Below are 16680 nucleotides of genomic sequence, written 5' to 3'. Positions count from 1 at the left end.
GCGCGCCGTCCGGCCGAGGGCCGGCCCGCCGCCCGTTCAGGGGCCGACCACCCCGTCGACGCCCTCGCGCAGGAAGTCGGCGTGGCCGTTGTGGCGGGCGTATTCGAGGATGACGTGGAGCAGCACGACGCGCAGGGACACGTCGGCGCCCCAGCGGGGCTGGTGGGCGGTGACGTCCAGCGAGGGGGCGGCGCGCTCGATGCGGCGGGCGTGTTCGACCTCGGTGCGCCAGGCGGTGAACGCCTCCTCCCGGGTGGCCGTGCCGGGCTCGTACGCCGCCTGGTAGTCGCCGTCCGGTGACCACACCAGGGGGACGTCCTCCTGGTTGATCACCCGCCGGAACCAGGTGCGTTCCACCTCCGCCATGTGCCGTACGAGGCCGAGCAGGCTCAGTGTGGACGGCGGCATCGACCGGCTGCGCAGTTCCTCGTCGGACAGGCCGTCGCACTTCATCGCGAGGGTCGCCGCCGCATCCGTTTTCCCGCCCCGCGGGCCCGTACGGCGGGGCGCCGGGTGGCCGAAGAAGGGGGTTCGCGGCCGGCCCTGGCGGCGGCCGGCTCCTCGAACGTGTATGCGCCGGAAGGCGCGCCACCGGCGGGGAGGGCGGTGGTCTGCGTCTTCCCGCTGACGATCGCCTCTTCCCGGGCGGGGACCGCTCCACGGTGGTGCCCGCGCGGCCGCGTGGGGCCGGTGGGGTTGGACGTACCGTCACGTCCTGTATACGGACCCGGCCCCCCGCTCTACGGACGTTTTCCGGCCAACTATTGACCGGCCACTGACAATCGCGGTCCTCAGGTGGCACTCTTCCCCGCATCCGTTACGCGGAGCCCCACACCGCACCACTCCGCGCCCACGGCCCGCTCGACGCTCGAAGGCCCGGACCACCCGCACCTGGTGCCTCCCCCCACACGTTCCACGTGTTCTGCCTCGCTCTGCCCGGACGGTCACTCCGCCGCCCGGTCCCCCTCGGCCGCCCACCCTCCGGTCGCGGCCACCGCAGAAGGAGTCAGTGTGAGACGCACCCCCCATAGGCGCGCCGTCGCGACCGGCGCCGTGGTCGCCATGGCCGCGATGCTGACCGTGACCGTGCAGGCAGGCGCCGGCACGGCCGCCGCTCCGCGGCCCGGCCAGGTCAACGCGCAACCCGGCCCGGGCGCTCTGCCCGCCAAGCTGACGCCCGCGCAGCGTGCGGAGCTGCTGCGGGAGGCCAGGGCCACGACCGCCGAGACGGCAAAGCAGCTGAAGCTCGGCCCCAAGGAAAAGCTGGTCGTCAAGGACGCCCTCAAGGACGTCAACGGCAGCACGCACACCCGCTACGAGCGGACCTACGCGGGGCTGCCGGTGCTCGGCGGCGGCCTGGTCGTCCACGAGGCGGCCAACGGGAAGGTCCGCGGCGTCACGAAGGCGGTGCGGTCGCAGATCGACGTGCCGACCACCACGCCGAAGCTGGCCCCCGCGGCGGCCGAGGACAAGGCCCTGAAGGCGTCGCGGGCGCAGGGTGCGAAGAAGTCGGACGCCCGGGAGCCGCGCAAGGTGATCTGGGTCGCCGACGGCAAGCCGATCCTGGCGTACGAGACGGTCGTCGGCGGCGTCCAGGAGGACGGCACCACGCCCAACGAGCTGCACGTGATCACGAACGCCACGACCGGCGAGAAGCTCCACGAGTACCAGGGTGTCCAGGAAGGCACCGGCAACAGCATGTACAGCGGCCAGGTCCCCCTGGGCACCGCCCCCTCGTACACGCTGACCGACACCACCCGCGGCAGCCACAAGACCTACAACCTCAACCGCGGCACCTCCGGCACCGGGACGCTGTTCTCCGACCCGGACGACGTGTGGGGCGACGGCACTCCGCAGAACACCCAGACCGCGGGCGTGGACGCGCACTACGGCGCGGCGCTGACCTGGGACTATTACAAGAACGTGCACGGCCGCAGCGGCATCAGGGGCGACGGCGTCGGCGCGTACAGCCGGGTCCACTACGGCAACAACTACGTCAACGCCTTCTGGCAGGACAGTTGCTTCTGCATGACGTACGGCGACGGCAGCGGCAACGTCAAGCCGCTGACCTCCATCGACGTCGCGGCCCACGAGATGACCCACGGCGTCACCTCGGCCACCGCCAACCTCACCTACAGCGGCGAGCCCGGCGGTCTGAATGAGGGCACCTCGGACATCTTCGCCACGGCCGTCGAGTTCAACGCCAACAACCCCAACGACATCGGTGACTACCTCATCGGCGAGGAAATCAACATCAACGGCAACGGCACGCCGCTGCGCTACATGGACAAGCCCAGCCGGGACGGCCGTTCCAAGGACTACTGGTACTCCGGCATCGGCGGTATCGACGTCCACTACTCCTCCGGCGTCGCCAACCACTTCTTCTACCTGCTGGCCGAGGGCAGCGGGCCCAAGGACATCAACGGCGTCCACTACGACAGCCCGACCTACGACAACCTGCCGGTGCCCGGCATCGGCCGGTCCAACGCCGAGAAGATCTGGTTCTCCGCGCTGACCAAGTACATGAGCGCGAACACCAACTACGCCGCGGCCCGCACCGCGACGCTGTCCGCCGCCGCCGAGCTGTTCGGCCAGGGCAGCGCCACGTACAACACGGTCGCCAACACCTGGGCGGCGGTCAACGTCGGCCAGCGCGTCCCGGACACGGGCGTCAGCGTCACCAACCCGGGCAACCAGACCAGCACCGCCGGCCAGCCCGCGAGCCTGCAGATCAAGGCCACCAGCAGCAACGCGGGCGCGCTGAAGTACGCGGCCACCGGGCTGCCGGCCGGGCTGGGCATCAACCAGGACACCGGCCTGATCTCGGGTACGCCGACCACCGCCGGCACGAGCAACGTGACGGTCACCGTCACCGACTCCGCCAACAAGACCGGCACGGCCAACTTCACGTGGACCGTCAACCCGGCAAGCGGCGGCGACGTGTTCGAGAACACCGACGACGTGCAGATCCCGGACGCGGGCAGCGCGGTCAACTCGCCGGTAAAGGTGACCCGCGCGGGCAACGCGCCGAGCGCCCTGAAGGTGGACGTGGACATCGTCCACACCTACCGCGGCGACCTGGTGATCGACCTGGTGGCCCCGGACGGCACCGCGTACCGGCTGAAGAACTCCAACGCGCTCGACTCGGCGGAGAACGTGCAGGCGACGTACACCGTCAACGCCTCCTCCGAGGCGGCCGAGGGCACCTGGAACCTGCGGGTGCGGGACGTCTACCAGCAGGACTCCGGCTACATCAACAGCTGGAAGCTGACCTTCTGATCCGGCGCACGGCCTGACCACCGCGCTTCGGCACACCACCGGGCGTCGCTCCTCACCAGGGGCGACGCCCGTTTCTTTGCGTGCAACACCGGCATACGAACAGTGATGTTCGCTCTACGGACGATTTCACGCCAACTTCCCGGCGCCCTCCTGACATGCACGCGTTCGAATGGCAGTCTCCCCGGCAAGCAACACCCGCATCGCTTTGCACCCCCACCCTGGCAAAGTCGAAGGAGCACACGCGTGTCCCCCCACATTTCCCGTAAGGCGCGTACCACCGGTCTCTCGCTGGCGGCAGCCGGCGCGCTGATAGCCGCGGCCGTCACGGCCGGCACGGCGGGCGCCTCCCCCACAGGCCCCGACACCACCGCCAAGGCCGCGGCGGCCTCGCCGATCCAGCTCACCGCCTCGCACCGCGCGGAACTGCTGCGCGACGCGGGCGCCGCCAAGGCGCAGGCCGCGAAGGAACTGGGCCTGGGCGCCCAGGAGAAGCTCGTCGTCAAGGACGTCGTCAAGGACGCCGACGGCACCACCCACACCCGCTACGACCGCACCTTCGCCGGGCTGCCCGTCCTCGGCGGCGACCTGATCGTGCACCGCGCCAAGGGCGGTGCGGTCAAGAGCACCACCAAGGCCAACGGCGCGAAGATAGCCGTCGCCTCGACCACCCCGAAGATCGCCCCGAAGGCCGCCGCACAGGCCGCCCAGGGCACCGCGAAGTCCTTCGGCGCCAAGCAGGCCGCCGCCGTGACGCCCAAGAAGGTCGTCTGGGCCGCCTCCGGCAAGCCCGTCCTCGCGTACGACACCGTGGTCGGCGGCTTCCAGAAGGACGGCACGCCCAACGAGCTGCACGTCATCACCGACGCCGACACCGGCAAGAAGCTCTTCCAGTACCAGGGCATCGAGAACGGCACCGGCACCAGCGCCTACAGCGGTTCCGTCGAGATCGGCACGAAGAAGGGCGGCAGCGGCTACGAGCTGACCGACGACTCGCGCGGCGGCCACTCGACGTTCAACCTGAGCGGCAGCGAGAGCGGCGAGGGCAAGCTGTTCACCAACAAGGACGACAAGTGGGGCAACGGCAAGGCCGACGACCCGCAGACCGCCGCCGTCGACGCCGCCTACGGCGCCCAGTTGACCTGGGACTACTACAAGACCGTGCACGGCAGGGCCGGCATCAAGGGTGACGGCAAGGGCGCGACCTCCCGCGTCCACTACGGCCAGAACTACTCCAACGCGTTCTGGGACGACAGCTGCTTCTGCATGACGTACGGCGACGGCGAGGGCAACAAGAAGCCCCTGACCTCGATCGACGTCGCGGCCCACGAGATGTCCCACGGTGTCACCTCGGCCACCGCCAACCTCACCTACAGCGGCGAGTCCGGCGGCCTGAACGAGGCCACCTCCGACATCTTCGGCACCTCCGTGGAGTTCTTCGCCAAGAACAAGGAGGACGCCGGCGACTACCTGATCGGCGAGAAGATCGACATCGCCGGTGACGGCAAGCCGCTGCGCTACATGGACAAGCCCTCCAAGGACGGCCAGTCCCTGGACAGCTGGACCCCGGAAGCCGGCAACGTCGACGTCCACTACTCCTCGGGCATCGCCAACCACTTCTTCTACCTGCTGTCCGAGGGCAGCGGCGCCAAGGAGATCGGTGGCGTCAAGTACGACAGCCCGACCGCGGACGGCAAGAAGGTCGAGGGCATCGGCAGGGACAAGGCCGAGAAGATCTGGTTCAAGGCCCTGACCACGTACATGACCTCCAACACCGACTACAAGGCCGCCCGCGAGGCGACCGTCAAGGCGGCCACCGACCTGTACGGCGCGGACAGCGCCGAGGTCAAGGGCGTCGAGGCGGCGTGGACGGGCGTCGCGGTCAAGTGACCCCGTGGGGGCGGCCCCTGCCGTTCGCGAGCCGGCCACGACTGACCGCCGGCTGACCGTCGTCCAGGGCCGCACGAACCCGTACCGGGCGGTGTCCGGAGGCTCCCAACCTCCCTCCGGACACCGCCCTTCCACCTGCCCGGCAGCGGACGGCGGCAGGGAGTTGACTAGGGTGACCGCATGACCGATCACGGGGGCGAGCGCACCGGCGGGCCCGTCCGGGTGCTGCTGGCGGACGACGAGGCCATGATCCGCGCCGGGGTGCGCGCCATCCTCGGCGCGGTGCCCGGCATCGAGGTGGTCGCGGAGGCCGCGGACGGCCGGGAGGCGGTGGAGCTGGCGCTGCGGCACCGGCCCGACGTCTGCCTGCTGGACATCCGCATGCCGCGGCTGGACGGGCTGGGCGCGGTGGCCGAACTGCGGCAGGTGCTGCCGGGGACCGCCGTGGTGATGCTCACGACCTTCTCCGAGGACGAGTACGTGGCCGGGGCCCTCGGTTCCGGCGCGAGCGGCTTCCTGCTCAAGACCGGCGACCCGCGCGAGCTGATCGCCGGGGTGCAGGCGGCCGCCGAGGGCGGCGCGTACCTCTCGCCGTCCGTGGCCCGGCGCGTGATCAGCCAGTTCGGCGGCAAGGCGCTGGGCAAGGCGGCCGCGGCGCGGGCCCGGGCGGAGGAGCTGACCGGGCGCGAGCGGGAGGTCCTCGCGCTGGTGGGCGCCGGGCTGTCGAACGCGGAGATCGCCCAGCGGCTGCACGTCGTGGAGGGCACGGTCAAGGCGTACGTGAGCGCGATCCTGGCCAGGCTGGGCCTGAAGAACCGGGTGCAGGCGGCGATCCTCGCGTACGAGGCCGGGCTCGTCGGCGACGAGTGAGCCGGGCCCGGCGGCAGCTCGCTTACTTTGGTCCAAGGCGCCGGCGGGCCCCGGTCGGCGAAGCTGGCGGCATGCTCACTCGCCTCACGCGGTTCGCGCCGCCCGCGGCCGAACGCCCCCGGTGGGCCGCCCGCCTGCTGGACGTCTGCCTCTGGCTGGTGCTGTGCGCACCGCTCACCGCCGCTTTCCACGACGTCCCCCCGGTCCGGCTGTGGACGGCGGTCCTCGGCGTCCCGCTGCTGGGCGCGGCGGTGGCGGTGCGCGGGAAGTGGCCGCTGGCGGCGCTCGCCGTGCCCGTCGGGCTGGGGCTGGCGGCGTCCCGGGACCTGTTCACGTTCGAGTACGCCGCCGCGATGGGCGTCCTGGCGTACCTGGCCGGGGTGCGCGTCGGACGGGCCCGCGCCTCGCTGTGGTTCTTCACCGGCGTCGCGGCCGTCAGCCTGCCGCTGTGCGTCCTGGTCACCCGCAACCTGTGGCCGTGGTTCTCCGCGGTGCTCACCCTGCTCTTCAACGTCGTGCTGCCGTGGCTGCTCGGCCGCTACCGGCGCCAGTACGCGGCACTGGTCCGTACGGGCTGGCAGCTCGCCGAGCGCATGGAGCAGGAGCAGCAGGCGGTCGCCGACCGCACCCGGCTGCGCGAACGGGCCCGTATCGCAGGAGACATGCACGATTCGCTCGGGCACGAGCTGGCGCTGCTCACCCTGCGGGCCGGGGCCCTTGAGCTCGATCCGCGGCTGGCGCCGGACCAGCGGGAGGCGGCCGGCGAGCTGCGGGTGGCGGCCGGCGCGGCCGCCGAGCGCATGCGGGACATCATCGGCGTGCTGCGCACCGGCGACGAGACCGCGCCCTCCCGGCTGCCCGCCGACGACAGCGTCGACGCCCTGGTGGAACGCGCCCGCTCGTCCGGCGTCGACGTGTCGTTGCGGCGCGGGCCGGGCGCGCCGGCCGAGGACGCCATGCCGGCGATGGGCGGCCGGGCCGTGTACCGCGTGGTGCAGGAAGGGCTCACCAACGCCACCAAGCACGCGCCGGGCGCGCCGGTGGAGATACGGATCGCCGGCGGCGACCGGCACGTGGACGTCACGGTGGCCAACGGCCCGCCGCCGGCCGCGGGGGCGTGCCCCGGCGCCGCGCCGGCCCCGGTCTCGGGCGGCAACGGGCTGGTGGGGCTGGACGAACGGGTCCGGCTCGCGGGCGGTGAGCTGCGGGCCGCTCCCACGTCCGACGGCGGTTTCGAGGTGGCGGCGCGGCTGCCGACGGCCGACGGGGCGCCGGTGCGCGGTCCCGGCGACGGCGCGCGGTGGAGCCTGTCCCGGCGGGAGCTGGCGTCCGCCCGGCTCCAGGTGCGGCGGCGGCTGGTGCAGACGGTGGCCGTGCCGGTGGCGGTGTTCACGGCGCTGCTCCTGCTCATGGGGGTGTTCGCGCTGATCAGCCCGTCCTGGTCGGTGCTGGACCGCGAGCGGTACGACCGGCTGCGGGTCGGCGACAGCCAGGAGTCGGTGGAGTCGCAACTGCCGTTCTTCTCCCTGGACGTGCCGCCGGACGGTTCCCCGGCACCGCCCCGCGGCACGACATGCGCGCACTACACCGTGCGCGCCTACTCCGACGCGGACGCCTACCGGCTGTGCTTCGCCGGCGGCCGCCTGGCGCACAAGGCCGTCCTGCACCGCCGGGACCGTCCCGCCCAGGACTGAGGGCCGGCGGGTTCCGGCGGGTCAGCGCAGCAACACCCCCGCCTCCTCGCCCGTCGTCTCCGAAGGCACCGCCAGCAGCCCCATCTCGGCCGGGGAGGCCAGCAGCCGGTGGGCCGGCAGGACGCGCACCGTGTAACCGAAGGAGCCGGTGCGGTCCAGGGCGAGCGGCCCCTCGTAGAGCCAGCGTCCTTCCAGGTCGGGTCCGCCGCTCGGCTTGAGCGGCACGGTCGTCGCGTCCGTGATGCGGTCCGCCTCGTCCACCCGGCCCGAGACGACCTGCACTTCCACGTCGTCCGGCGCGAGGTCGCCGAGCGCGACGCGTACCCGCAGCGCCAGGGTCGCGCCCAGTTCGGCGCTGCCGTTGGGCGGGGTGCCGGGCGCGCCGACGGGTCCGGTGCGGTCCACCGCCACGGCCCCGGTCTCCACGTGGTCCACCGCGACGCGCGGCCACGCGGCCCTGACCCGCGCCTTCCACTGGGCCAGTTCGGTCGCGGCCTGCGGGGTCAGGGCGCGCTGGGCGCGGGCGGCGGGCGCGTACAGCCGCTCCACGTACTCGCGCACCATCCGCCCCGCCAGCACCTTCGGCCCCAGGTTGACCAGCGTCTGCCGGACCATCTCGACCCAGCGCTGCGGGATACCGGACGCGTCCCGGTCGTAGAAGCGCGGCGCGACCCGCTGTTCCAGCAGCTCGTAGAGGGCGTTGGCCTCCAGTTCGTCGCGCCGGTTCTCGTCGGTGGCGTGGCCGTCGGCGGTCGGGATGGACCAGCCGAAGTCCGGCTCGTACCACTCGTCCCACCAGCCGTCGAGGACGGAGAGGTTCAGGCACCCGTTGAGCGCCGCCTTCATGCCGGAGGTGCCGCAGGCCTCCAGCGGCCGCAGCGGGTTGTTGAGCCAAACGTCGCAGCCCGGGTAGAGCTTCTGCGCCATCGCCATGCCGTAGTCGGGCAGGAAGACCAGCCGCTGCCGCACCCGCGGGTCGTCGGCGAAGCGGACCAGTTCCTGGACGAGGCGCTTGCCGCCGTCGTCGGCCGGATGGGCCTTGCCCGCCACCACGATCTGGATCGGGCGCTCGCGGTGCAGCAGCAGGTCCATCAGGCGGTCGCGGTCCCGCAGCATCAGGGTGAGCCGCTTGTAGGACGGCACCCGGCGCGCGAACCCGATGGTCAGCACGTCCGGGTCCAGTACGCCGTCGATCCAGCCCAGCTCGGCGGCGCCCGCGCCGCGCTGCCGCCAGGAGACGTGCAGCCGGCGCCGCACCTCCTCGACGAGCTGTTCGCGCAGCACCCGCCGCAGGTCCCAGACGTCCGCGTCGGGGATGTCGGCCACCGCCGACCAGCGCCGCGAGTCGCCGACGGACAGCGCGTCCTCGGTGCGCCCGGCGCCGATCTGGCGCGCGCCCAGCCGGAAGACCTCGGGCGCCACCCAGGTGGGCGCGTGCACCCCGTTGGTCACTGAGGTGATCGGCACGTCCTCCGGGTCGAAGCCCGGCCACAGCCCGGCGAACATCTCCCGGCTGACCCGGCCGTGCAGGGTGGAGACCCCGTTGGCGCGCTGGGCGAGCCGCAGGCCCATCACGGCCATGTTGAAGCAGTTCGGCTCGCCGCCGGGGTAGGTCTCCAGGCCGAGGGCGAGGACGCGCTCGACGTCGATGCCGGGCAGCTCCCCCGCGTCGCCGAAGTGCCGGGCGACCAGTTCGCGGTCGAAGCGGTCGATGCCCGCGGGGACGGGCGTGTGGGTGGTGAAGACGGTTCCGGCGCGCACGGTCTCCAGCGCGCCGTCGAAGTCGAGCCCGACGGGGCCCCCGGCCTCGCCGGGGCCGCCTTCGCGTCCGGCGTCCGCCAGCTCCCGGATGCGTTCCAGGCCGAGGAAGCCCGCGTGTCCCTCGTTCGTGTGGAACACCTCGGGCGCGGCGTGGCCGGTCAGCCGGCAGTACGTCCGTACCGCGCGCACCCCGCCGATACCCAGCAGCATCTCCTGGAGCAGCCGGTGCTCGCTGCCCCCTCCGTAGAGCCGGTCGGTGACGTCCCGCTCGCCCGGTCCGTTCTCCTCCACGTCGGAGTCCAGGAGCAGCAGGGGTACGCGCCCGACCCGGGCCACCCAGACGGACGAACGCAGCAGCCGTCCCCCGGGCAGCGCGATCGCGACCTGGGCCGGCGCCCCGTCCGCCTCCCGCAGCAGTTCCAAGGGCAGCTCGTTGGGGTCCAGGACCGGGTAGTGCTCTTGCTGCCAGCCCTCGCGGGAGAGCGTCTGGCGGAAGTAGCCGTGCCGGTAGAGCAGGCCGACCCCGATCAGCGGTACGCCGAGGTCGCTGGCCGCCTTGAGGTGGTCGCCGGCCAGGATGCCGAGGCCGCCCGAGTACTGGGGCAGCGCGGCGGTGATGCCGAACTCGGGCGAGAAGTACGCGACGGCCTCGGGCAGCCTGCCGTCCCTGCCGGTCTCCTGGGCGCTCTGGTACCAGCGCTGCCCGCTCAGGTAGTCCTGCAGGTCGTCGGCGGCGGCGCCCAGCCGGCGCAGGAATCTGCGGTCCCCGGCCAGTGCCGCCAGCCGCTCGGCGGAGACGGTGCCCAGCAGCCGTACGGGGTCCAGCCCCGCCCGGCGCCGCCCGGCGGGGGCTATGGCGTGGAACAGCTCGCGGGTCTCGGGGTGCCAGGACCAGCGCAGATTGCGCGCCAGGTCGCTGAGCGGTCGCAGGGGCTCCGGGAGGACGGGGCGCACGGTGAACCGACGAATGGCCTTCACGCTACGACGGTAGCGGCGGAGGGCCGCCCGATTCGCCCCGTACCCCGGAATCCGTCCCGATCCGGCCGCCAACTGCCGCGGACGGCAACGGCCTTGGGCCGTCACCCGTTCGGCCGAGCCGCGCCCCCGCAGGCGCGTTCCAGCCACCCGGAGCGCGTCACTCCGCACGAGGAGGAGATCGGCACCCCTGTTGGGGAACGGCCGCAACGGGGCCCCGAACTCGGCCTGTTCGCACCGGGTGTGGGCAGCGCGTCGACGTGGAACCCGGGGGACACTGCGAAACGGACCCTCAAGCGGCTGCCGTGGCCCGCGCCCCGGTCATATACCGATCCGCGGTTACGTGCCGGTAGTGCGCGGACGGCCCGATTGCCCGCCCGCGCGCCACGGGAAGGCTTGTGCGGTGGCGCTCTTGCGCACCGCGCCCCACGGCTTCCCGCACCGCCCCCATCCGCCAACCGAGTGAAAGCGGACAGGAGTGCCCATGCCCGCAGCCCGCCCATCCGTCACAAAAACGATAGAAAGGACAGCATCCGGTAGCACTTCACAACCTCCAGGTGACCCCATGATCGGCCGCATCCCCGTGCTGGACCTCCACCCGCTGATCGACTGCGGCCGGCGCCCGGCGAAAGCGGTGGTCGGCGAGACCTTCGAGATCTCGGCCACCGTCTTCCGGGAGGGCCACGACGCGGTCGCCGCCAACGTCGTGCTGCGCGACCCCTTGGGCCGCCCGGGTCCCTGGACGCCCATGCGCGAGCTGGCGCCCGGCACGGACCGCTGGGGCGCCGAGGTCACCCCGGACGTCGAGGGCCGGTGGACGTACTGCGTCGAAGGCTGGTCCGACCCGGTCGGCACCTGGCGCCACCACGCCGGCATCAAGATCCCGGCCGGCATCGACACCGAACTGGTCCTCGCCGAGGGCGCCGCGCTGCACGAACGGGCGGCGGACGGGGTTCCCAAGCGGGACGGCAGGGAAGCGGTGCTGGCCGCCGCCGACACCCTGCGCGACAGACGGCTGCCCGCCGCCACCCGGCTCGCCGCCGCGCTCGCTCCCGAGGTCACCGGCGCGCTCGCCCGCCACCCGCTGCGCGAGCTGGTCACCGCCTCGTGTACGGCACCGCTGCTGGTGGAGCGCCGCCGCGCCCTGTACGGATCGTGGTACGAACTGTTCCCGCGCTCGGAGGGCGCGGTGGTGCGCAAGGGCAGAGCGCCGGTCAGCGGAACGTTCCGCACGGCGGCCGAGCGGCTGCCGGCGGTCGCGGCCATGGGCTTCGACGTCGTCTACCTCCCGCCCGTGCACCCCATCGGCACCTCCTACCGCAAGGGCCCCAACAACGCGCTCTCCGCCGGGCCGCACGACGTGGGCAGCCCCTGGGCCATCGGCTCCCCCGAGGGCGGCCACGACGCGCTGCACCCGGATCTCGGCGCCTTCGAGGACTTCGAGCACTTCGTCCGCACGGCACGCGACCTGCGCATGGAGGTGGCACTGGACTTCGCCCTCCAGTGCTCGCCGGACCACCCCTGGGTCGCCGAGCACCCCGAGTGGTTCCACCACCGCGCCGACGGATCCATCGCCTACGCCGAGAACCCGCCGAAGAAGTACCAGGACATCTATCCCCTCGCGTTCGACGCCGACCTGGGCGGCCTGGTGCGGGAGACGGAGCGGCTGCTGCGCTTCTGGATGGACCGGGGCGTGCGGATCTTCCGGGTCGACAACCCGCACACCAAGCCGGTGCTCTTCTGGGAAAAGGTCATCGCGGACGTCAACCGCACGGACCCGGACGTCATCTTCCTGGCCGAGGCGTTCACCCGGCCGGCCATGATGCGCACGCTGGCACAGATCGGGTTCCAGCAGTCCTACACCTACTTCACCTGGCGCAACTCCAAGCGCGAACTCACCGAGTACCTCACCGAGCTGTCGCGCGAATCGGCCCCGTACATGCGGCCGAATTTCTTCGTCAATACGCCGGACATCCTGCACGCCTATCTGCAGCACGGCGGCCGGCACGCGTTCGAGGTACGCGCCGTACTGGCCGCCACCCTCTCCCCGACGTGGGGTGTCTACGCCGGATTCGAGCTGTGCGAGTCGACGCCGGTACGAAGTGGCAGCGAAGAGTACCTCGACTCCGAAAAGTACCAACTGAGGCCCCGGAACTGGGAGACAGCGGGCCGCCAGGGACGTACGATCGCACCTCTCATCACCGCACTGAACCGCTTGCGACGCCGCCACCCGGCACTCCAACAGCTGCGCCACCTCCATTTCCACTCCGTCGACAACGACGCGGTCCTCGCCTATTCCAAACGGGCCGGGAACGGGACCGGAGCCGATACGGTCCTGACCGTCGTCAACCTCGACCCGCACCACACCCACGAGGCGACGGTGTCGTTGGACATGCCGGAACTCGGCCTCGATTGGCACGATTCCGTCCCGGTGCGCGACGAGCTCACCGGCGAGACCTACCACTGGGGCAGTGACAACTATGTGCGCCTTGAGCCGGGCCGTTCCCTCGCGCCCGCGCACGTGTTCTCCCTGCGACCGTCCTCACCGATCGGAGGGTCACCCAATTGATCGTCAACGAGCCCGTCCCGGACAAGTTCGAGGACACGCCGGCCAAGGACCGCGATCCCGACTGGTTCAAACGGGCCGTCTTCTACGAGGTCCTGGTGCGCTCCTTCCAGGACAGCAACGGCGACGGCATCGGCGACCTCAAGGGCATCACGGCCAAACTGGACTATCTCCAGTGGCTGGGCGTGGACTGCCTGTGGCTGCCGCCGTTCTTCAAGTCGCCGCTGCGGGACGGTGGTTACGACGTCTCGGACTACACGGCCGTCCTCCCGGAATTCGGTGACCTGGCCGACTTCGTGGAGTTCGTGGACGCCGCGCACCAGCGCGGGATGCGGGTGATCATCGACTTCGTCATGAACCACACCAGCGACCAGCACCCGTGGTTCCAGGAGTCCCGCACCGACCCGGAAGGCCCGTACGGCGATTACTACGTCTGGGCCGACGACGACAAGCAGTACCAGGACGCGCGGATCATCTTCGTCGACACCGAGGCGTCGAACTGGACCTTCGACCCGGTGCGCAAGCAGTACTTCTGGCACCGCTTCTTCTCCCACCAGCCGGACCTGAACTACGAGAACCCGGCCGTCCAGGAGGAGATGCTCTCCGCCCTGCGCTTCTGGCTCGACCTGGGGATCGACGGGTTCCGGCTGGACGCGGTCCCGTACCTGTACGCGGAGGAGGGCACCAACTGCGAGAACCTGCCCGCCTCGCACGCCTTCCTCAAGCACGTACGGGCCGAGATCGACGCGCATTACCCCGACACGGTGCTGCTGGCCGAGGCCAACCAGTGGCCGGAGGACGTGGTCGACTATTTCGGCGACTACTCCGTGGGCGGGGACGAATGCCACATGGCGTTCCATTTCCCGGTCATGCCGCGTATCTTCATGGCGGTGCGCAGGGAATCGCGCTACCCGGTCTCGGAAATCCTGGCGAAGACCCCCGAGATCCCGGCCAACTGCCAGTGGGGCATCTTCCTGCGCAACCACGACGAGCTGACGCTCGAAATGGTCACGGACGAAGAGCGCGACTATATGTACGCGGAATATGCCAAGGATCCGCGGATGCGCGCCAATATCGGCATCCGCCGCCGACTGGCCACCCTGCTGGACAACGACCGCAACCAGATCGAGCTGTTCACCGCGCTGCTGCTGTCACTGCCCGGCTCGCCGATCCTGTATTACGGCGACGAGATCGGAATGGGCGACAACATCTGGCTGGGCGACCGGGACGCGGTCCGCACGCCCATGCAGTGGACCCCGGACCGCAACGCCGGCTTCTCCTCCTGTGACCCCGGCCGGCTCTTCCTGCCGACCATCATGGACCCGGTCTACGGCTACCAGGTGACCAACGTCGAGGCCTCCATGTCCTCGCCGTCCTCGCTGCTGCACTGGACCCGCCGCATGATCGAGATCCGCAAGCAGAACCCGGCATTCGGCCTCGGCACCTACACCGAACTCCCCTCGTCCAACCCCGCGGTGCTGGCCTTCCTCCGCGAATACCAGGACGACCTGGTGCTGTGCGTCCACAATTTCTCGCGTTTCGCCCAGCCCACCGAACTGGATCTGCGGGCATTCAACGGCCGGCACCCGGTCGAGCTGATCGGCGGCGTCCGTTTCCCGCCGATCGGCGAATGGCCCTATCTGCTGACCCTGGCGGGTCACGGCTTCTATTGGTTCCGGCTGCGGAGGGGGGCGGTCTAGGGACCGTACCGATGCACGTGCGGGGCGGCGGAAAACCGCCGCCCGTATCCGCCGCCCCGGCGGGTACGGGCGTTTTCCGTCCGCCCCCACGGGCAGTCTCCCTACTACCGCACGGGCCGGGTGAGCCATCGCCGAAACCCCGGCGTCAGGGGTAATCCCCACGGACGCCGCTGCCGTACGGACGATCCTCGCCCGACACGTCCCGCACCGCCGCACAGTCAAGGCCGCATTCCGGGACACTCTGCCCTACCTGTCGTGTGCCCGGGGAAAGGACGCGACGCCATGTCGGAGACCGCCTCGACCCGTGCCATCCGCAGCTCGCATGACCGCCTCTCGACCACCGCGCCCGCGCTGATGTCCTCACTCGTCCCCCTGCTGAGCGAATGGCTGCCACGGCAGCGGTGGTTCGCCGGCAAAGGGCGGCCGATCACGGGATTCCAGCTGGTGTCGGCGACCGAGTTGCTGCCGTGCGCGGCGGGTGGCGCCACGCCGGGGCTGCTGCACCTGCTCGTACGGGCGCAGCAGTCGGCGGCACCCCCCGGCGCCCCACCGCAACCGGCGCCACCGAAGAGCCCGGCCGAACCGGCCACCGCCGACTGCTACCAACTCCTGCTGGGCGTACACAGCGCGCTGCCGCCGCAGCTCGCCCCCGCCGTGATCGGCCGCCCCGCCGGCGGCCCCCTGCACGGCCGTACGGTCTACGACGCCCTACTGGACGCCCGGCTGTGCGCGCTGCTCCTGGAGCGGCTGCGGGTGCCGGGGCGGCTCGGCGGGCTGCGGTTCCGCCGGGTGCCCGACAGCACCATCTCCTCGGGGATGCCGGCCCGGCCCGTCACCGCCGAGCAGTCCAACTCCTCGGTCGTGTACGGCGACGCGTACATCCTCAAGGTCTTCCGGCGCACCGCGCCCGGCCTCAACCCCGACCTGGAACTGCCGCTCGCCCTGGCCCGCGCCAAGTGCGGGCGGGTCCCGGCGCCCGCCGCCTGGTTCGAGACCGACCCGGACGCGGAGGACGGCGAGCCGGTGACGCTGGGCGTCCTGCAGCCCTTCCTGAACGGCTCCGCCGACGGCTGGCAGCTGGCCCTCAACGCCCTGGCCGTGCAGGCCGACTTCACCAGCTCGGCGCGGGCGCTCGGGCACGCCACCGCCGAGGTGCACACCGCGCTGGCCCAGACGCTGCCCACCACCGAGCTGCGCCGCCCCCAACTCGACGCGATCGCCGCCCGGATGAACGAGCGTCTGGTGGCCACCGCGCGCGTGGTGCCCGCCCTGCGGCCGTACTGCGCCCGGCTGCGCACCGCCTTCGACGAACTGGCGGCGCTCGGGCACGACGGCCGCGCCTGGGCCGCCCAGCGCATCCACGGCGACCTGCACCTGGGCCAGACGCTGCGGTCCGCCGACGAGGGCCGCTGGTCGTTGATCGACTTCGAGGGCGAGCCGTCCCGGCCGCTGGCCGAACGGCGGCGTCCGCAGCCGGCGGTGCGCGACGTCGCCGCCATGCTGCGCTCGTTCGACTACGCGGCGCGCAGCGGCCCTTCGGGCGGCGACCCGTGGTCGCTGGAGTGGGCGCGGCGCACCCGGGCCGCGTACTGCCTGGGGTACGCGGAGGCCGGCGGGCTCGATCCGCGCTCGGCGCCCGAGCTGATGCGCGCCTACGAGACCGACAAGGCCGTCTACGAAGTGCTCTACGAGGCCCGGCACCGGCCGAACTGGCTGCCGGTGCCGATGGCCGCGGTACGGCGGCTCGCCGGGGCGCCGGCGTCCCGCGGCGTCCCCGGCACGGGCCCCGGTACGGGCCCGGGCCCGGATGTGGCCGATGGGCGCGCATGAAACGGCGGGAGCGGGCCACCCGCAGCTCTACGGAGCACCAGCATCGGGGGGTGGGGGGGGCCGCGCCGGCCCGGCCCCCCCCCCCCCCCCACAAACCACCCCCCCCAGAAAACACAAA

General features: G+C 71.9%; 9 protein-coding genes. 7 read left to right on the top strand and 2 right to left on the bottom strand.

Going from position 1 to position 16680, the window contains the following annotated elements; genetic code table 11:
- Nucleotides 1-36: 36 nt before the first annotated feature.
- Nucleotides 37-573 (bottom strand): DinB family protein, encoded by a 537-nt coding sequence (locus ACH4K4_RS21480; RefSeq protein ID WP_398169607.1) that lies wholly within the window; start codon nucleotides 571-573, stop codon nucleotides 37-39.
- 438 nt (nucleotides 574-1011) lie between these two features.
- Here ACH4K4_RS21480 and ACH4K4_RS21475 point away from each other — a divergent pair, with 438 nt between their 5' ends.
- From ACH4K4_RS21475 to ACH4K4_RS21460, 4 genes are all read left to right on the top strand, one after another.
- Nucleotides 1012-3279 (top strand): M4 family metallopeptidase, encoded by a 2268-nt coding sequence (locus tag ACH4K4_RS21475; protein WP_398169237.1) that lies wholly within the window; start codon nucleotides 1012-1014, stop codon nucleotides 3277-3279.
- A gap of 243 nt (nucleotides 3280-3522) precedes the next feature.
- The gene (locus tag ACH4K4_RS21470; protein ID WP_398169236.1) at nucleotides 3523-5166 is read left to right on the top strand and encodes a M4 family metallopeptidase; all 1644 of its coding nucleotides are present in this window, start codon (nucleotides 3523-3525) and stop codon (nucleotides 5164-5166) included.
- Nucleotides 5167-5346: 180 nt separating this feature from the next.
- Nucleotides 5347-6036: a response regulator gene (locus ACH4K4_RS21465; protein WP_398169234.1), complete on the top strand. Its 690-nt coding sequence runs from the start codon at nucleotides 5347-5349 to the stop codon at nucleotides 6034-6036.
- Between the two features lie 71 nt (nucleotides 6037-6107).
- Complete coding sequence (locus tag ACH4K4_RS21460; RefSeq protein ID WP_398169233.1) at nucleotides 6108-7730, top strand: sensor histidine kinase; 1623 nt, start codon at nucleotides 6108-6110, stop codon at nucleotides 7728-7730.
- A 21-nt stretch (nucleotides 7731-7751) separates the two neighbouring features.
- Here the strand turns inward: ACH4K4_RS21460 and glgP are convergent, their stop codons facing one another.
- Nucleotides 7752-10469 carry an alpha-glucan family phosphorylase gene (gene glgP, locus ACH4K4_RS21455; protein WP_398169231.1) on the bottom strand — a complete coding sequence of 906 codons (2718 nt, stop codon included), beginning with the start codon at nucleotides 10467-10469 and terminating at the stop codon, nucleotides 7752-7754.
- A gap of 562 nt (nucleotides 10470-11031) precedes the next feature.
- Here glgP and ACH4K4_RS21450 point away from each other — a divergent pair.
- The 3 genes from ACH4K4_RS21450 (at nucleotide 11032) to ACH4K4_RS21440 (ending at nucleotide 16562) form a co-directional block, all read left to right on the top strand.
- Entirely contained in the window at nucleotides 11032-13035 is a 2004-nt protein-coding gene (locus tag ACH4K4_RS21450; protein ID WP_398169229.1) for a maltotransferase domain-containing protein, read from the top strand.
- Nucleotides 13032-14732 carry a maltose alpha-D-glucosyltransferase gene (treS, locus tag ACH4K4_RS21445; RefSeq protein ID WP_398169227.1) on the top strand — a complete coding sequence of 567 codons (1701 nt, stop codon included), beginning with the start codon at nucleotides 13032-13034 and terminating at the stop codon, nucleotides 14730-14732. The genes ACH4K4_RS21450 and treS overlap by 4 nt, the downstream gene beginning before the upstream one ends.
- Nucleotides 14733-15014: 282 nt before the next feature.
- Nucleotides 15015-16562 (top strand): maltokinase, encoded by a 1548-nt coding sequence (locus tag ACH4K4_RS21440; RefSeq protein ID WP_398169226.1) that lies wholly within the window; start codon nucleotides 15015-15017, stop codon nucleotides 16560-16562.
- Nucleotides 16563-16680 lie beyond the last annotated feature (118 nt).

This window comes from Streptomyces sp. NPDC017529 (genome assembly GCF_044329785.1).
Lineage (GTDB): Bacteria > Actinomycetota > Actinomycetes > Streptomycetales > Streptomycetaceae > Streptomyces.
Note: the sequence above shows the minus strand (reverse complement) of the source record. Positions and strands in the feature narration are given on the sequence as shown.

What these genes read in the sequence shown, in the direction of transcription:
- ACH4K4_RS21465 (WP_398169234.1), top strand. Translation starts at nt 5,347, where the DNA reads ATGACCGATCACGGGGGCGAGCGCACCGGCGGGCCCGTCCGGGTGCTG.
- ACH4K4_RS21460 (WP_398169233.1), top strand. Translation starts at nt 6,108, where the DNA reads ATGCTCACTCGCCTCACGCGGTTCGCGCCGCCCGCGGCCGAACGCCCC.
- ACH4K4_RS21450 (WP_398169229.1), top strand. Translation starts at nt 11,032, where the DNA reads ATGATCGGCCGCATCCCCGTGCTGGACCTCCACCCGCTGATCGACTGC.
- ACH4K4_RS21440 (WP_398169226.1), top strand. Translation starts at nt 15,015, where the DNA reads ATGTCGGAGACCGCCTCGACCCGTGCCATCCGCAGCTCGCATGACCGC.